The 3,050-nt window shown below is 61.6% G+C and carries 5 protein-coding genes; 3 read left to right on the top strand and 2 right to left on the bottom strand.

The window, feature by feature from the left end; genetic code table 11:
• Positions 1-840 (top strand): tetratricopeptide repeat protein (locus ENZ74_RS27050; RefSeq protein ID WP_127313114.1); only part of this gene is annotated, 840 nt, incomplete at its 5' end.
• Positions 841-922: 82 nt separating this feature from the next.
• Here ENZ74_RS27050 and ENZ74_RS27045 read toward each other — a convergent pair.
• Positions 923-1,384 (bottom strand): GNAT family N-acetyltransferase, encoded by a 462-nt coding sequence (locus ENZ74_RS27045; RefSeq protein WP_024502644.1) that lies wholly within the window; start codon positions 1,382-1,384, stop codon positions 923-925.
• Positions 1,385-1,580: 196 nt separating this feature from the next.
• Between ENZ74_RS27045 and ENZ74_RS27040 the strand changes: the two genes are divergently transcribed.
• Positions 1,581-2,501 (top strand): glycine--tRNA ligase subunit alpha, encoded by a 921-nt coding sequence (locus ENZ74_RS27040; protein ID WP_174299093.1) that lies wholly within the window; start codon positions 1,581-1,583, stop codon positions 2,499-2,501.
• Between the two features lie 3 nt (positions 2,502-2,504).
• On the opposite strand, the gene ENZ74_RS27035 is transcribed toward ENZ74_RS27040, so the two are convergent.
• Positions 2,505-2,819, bottom strand: a complete 315-nt coding sequence (locus ENZ74_RS27035; protein WP_127224221.1) for a hypothetical protein — start codon at positions 2,817-2,819, stop codon at positions 2,505-2,507.
• An 88-nt stretch (positions 2,820-2,907) separates the two neighbouring features.
• On the opposite strand from ENZ74_RS27035, the gene ENZ74_RS27030 reads away from it, so the two are divergent.
• The coding region (locus ENZ74_RS27030; protein WP_127313113.1) for a glycine--tRNA ligase subunit beta at positions 2,908-3,050 on the top strand (143 nt) is incomplete at its 3' end.

Below are 3,050 nucleotides of genomic sequence, written 5' to 3'. Positions count from 1 at the left end.
GCCCTTGTGCAACTCGCTGCCGTGTCCGAGCAATTGAAGGACGGCGAAGGCGCCATCGCGCTCTATCGCCGGATCCCCGCCGGTTCGCCGCTGAAGGAGCTTTCGGACCTGCAGCTCGGCCTCAACCTTGCCGATCTCGACCGTCACGAAGAAGCGATCACTCATCTGAAGGCTTTCGTCGACGCCCATCCCAATGACATGCGCGCCTATCTGGCGCTCGGTGGCGTCTATTCCTCGAAGGAGGATTTCCGTTCGGCCGCCACACTCTACGACAAGGCTGTCGAGGCGCTGAAGACGCCGACCGCAGCCAACTGGAACATCTTCTACCAGCGCGGCATCGCCTATGAGCGCCTGAAGGAATGGCCCAAGGCCGAGCCGAACTTCCGCAAGGCGCTGGAACTGTTCCCCGACCAGCCGCAGGTGCTGAATTATCTCGGCTATTCCTGGGTCGACATGAACATGAATCTCAAGGAAGGGCTGGCGATGATTCAAAAGGCCGTCGACCTCAGGCCGAGCGACGGTTACATCGTCGATTCGCTGGGTTGGGCCTATTTCCGCCTCGGCAGGTTCGATGACGCGGTGCGCGAAATGGAACGCGCCGTGTCGCTTAAGCCGGAAGATCCGGTTCTCAACGATCACCTCGGCGACGCCTACTGGCGCGTCGGCCGCAAGCTGGAAGCCACCTTCCAGTGGAACCAGGCTCGCGACCTGAAGCCGGATCCCGATGTGCTGGCCAACTTGCAGCAGAAGCTGATGAAGGGCCTGCCGCCGATCGAATCCAACACGGCGCAGGAGACCCCGAAGGTCAAGCCGGAGCCGGTGCCCGCCCCGAAGGGATGAAGTCAGCCATTTGAATTCAACGCAAACGGGGCTCTTTTCAGAAGTCCCGTTTTCGTTTGAACCGCGTATTCGGTTGGCTGCCTCAGAAGAGCTTGCGATAGACGACAAAGCCGGAGTGTTCGGCGACCTTGTCGTAAAGCTTCATCGCCGTGTGATTGGTCTCATGCGTCAGCCAGTATACCCGGCCTGAGCCGGCCGCCTGGGCACGCTCGTAGACGCCCTCGATCAGCGCCCGTCCGATGCCTTTGCCACGCGATGCCTGCGTGGTGAAAAGGTCCTGCAGATAGCAATTCGGCGCGATCGCCGTGGTGCTGCGATGGAAGAGATAATGCACGAGGCCGAGAAGCCGTCCCTCGCTTTCGGCCACCAGCGCGTGGACCGGCTCATAGGCATCGAAGAAACGCGACCATGTCATCTGGGTAATCTCACCCGGCAGGGCCGTTTCGCCCGAGCGGCCATAAAATGCATTGTAGCCGTCCCACAGCGGCAGCCATTGCTCGAAATCCTGTCGCGCAACGGGGCGGATGACGATCGGGCTGGGCATGGCTGAAACCTGTTGTCGTTGCTGCACAGGCGAACAGAGCGCAGGCCCGAGAGATGGGCAATGGGCCAGCTCCATAATGTCGGCGCAACCGCATCGTCGTGCTTTGCTTGACGCTTCGCCGCCGTGTCTCTAGGACGTGCCGGCAAGCTAGCCTGTGCTGTCGAGGCCACCCGTGACAATTGAAATCCCCGCCCATATGCATCCCAGCCGCTCGTTCCAGGGGCTGATCCTGACCTTGCACAACTATTGGGCGGCCTATGGCTGCGTCATCCTGCAACCCTACGACATGGAAGTCGGCGCCGGCACCTTTCATCCGGCAACGACGCTGCGCGCGCTCGGCCCGAAACGCTGGAACGCTGCCTATGTCCAGCCCTCGCGCCGCCCCAAGGACGGGCGTTATGGCGAGAACCCGAACCGGCTGCAGCATTATTACCAGTACCAGGTGATCCTGAAGCCGAACCCGCCCAACTTGCAGGAACTCTATCTCGGCTCGCTGGCGGCGATCGGCGTCGATCCGCTGCTGCACGACATCCGCTTCGTCGAGGATGATTGGGAAAGCCCGACGCTGGGCGCCTGGGGTCTCGGCTGGGAATGCTGGTGCGACGGCATGGAAGTCTCGCAGTTCACCTATTTCCAGCAGGTCTGCGGTATCGAATGCGCACCGGTGGCCGGCGAACTCACCTACGGGCTGGAGCGGCTGGCCATGTATGTGCAGGGCGTCGACAATGTCTACGACCTCAATTTCAACGGCCGGGAAGGCGCCGACAAGGTCACCTATGGCGATGTCTTCCTGCAGGCCGAGCAGGAATATTCGCGCCACAATTTCGAACACGCCAACACGGCGATGCTTCTGCGCCACTTCGAGGACGCCGAGACCGAATGCAAGGCGCTGCTCGATGCCGGCGCGCCGGCATCGAACGACAATCTGCCGATGCACCGCATGGTTTTCCCGGCCTATGATCAGTGCATCAAGGCCAGCCATGTCTTCAACCTGCTTGACGCGCGCGGCGTGATTTCGGTCACCGAACGGCAGAGCTACATCCTGCGGGTGCGCAATCTGGCGAAGGCCTGCGGTGAGGCGTTTTTGAAGACGCAGGCGGGTGGCCTGGCGGCCTGAGTCTCAGGCCCGCTTCATCATCTCGAAGGAAGCTTTGATCGGCAGTATGTTCTGGCTGCTGGCACCGTCGATTGTGCGCAATGCCTGTCGAACGCCCGGCATCGAGAAGGCACCGTGAGCCTGCGCGGTGAAGCAGGCGCCGAGTGCGAGGATCTGCAGAAGTCTGGATGCCGTTTTCATGGTCGTTGAGCCAAATGTTCCCTGCCTGAGCGTGGGTCGCTTCAGCGCTGCGTTCGGTTCATGGAAATCTTTGATCCAAGGACGGGTGGCGCGGTCTCGTCCCGACAGGATGGCCAAAATTTCTGGAAACGGGCGCAAATCGGCGATCCCCGTGCGGAAAGGGTGACAGCGGCCAGCCGAGTTGCTATGCCCCCGCCCGGACCATTTTGCCGCGTGAGCCCCATCCATGCCTGACCTGCTTCTAGAACTCCGCTCGGAAGAGATTCCCGCCCGCATGCAGCGCAAGGCGGCTGGCGATCTCAGGAAGATGCTGACTGACGGCCTGCTCGAGGCGGGGCTGACCTATGAGGCGGCGCGCGAGTACTGGAC

It is taken from the genome of Mesorhizobium sp. M7A.F.Ca.CA.002.15.2.1 (genome assembly GCF_003998715.1).
Taxonomy (GTDB): Bacteria; Pseudomonadota; Alphaproteobacteria; order Rhizobiales; family Rhizobiaceae; genus Mesorhizobium; species Mesorhizobium ciceri.
This window is presented reverse-complemented; position numbering and strand designations above follow the sequence as displayed.

Bases quoted from the DNA above. Each gene is read 5' to 3' on its own strand.
- ENZ74_RS27040 (WP_174299093.1), top strand. From the start codon at position 1,581: ATGCATCCCAGCCGCTCGTTCCAGGGGCTGATCCTGACCTTGCACAAC.
- ENZ74_RS27045 (WP_024502644.1), bottom strand. From the start codon at position 1,384: ATGCCCAGCCCGATCGTCATCCGCCCCGTTGCGCGACAGGATTTCGAG.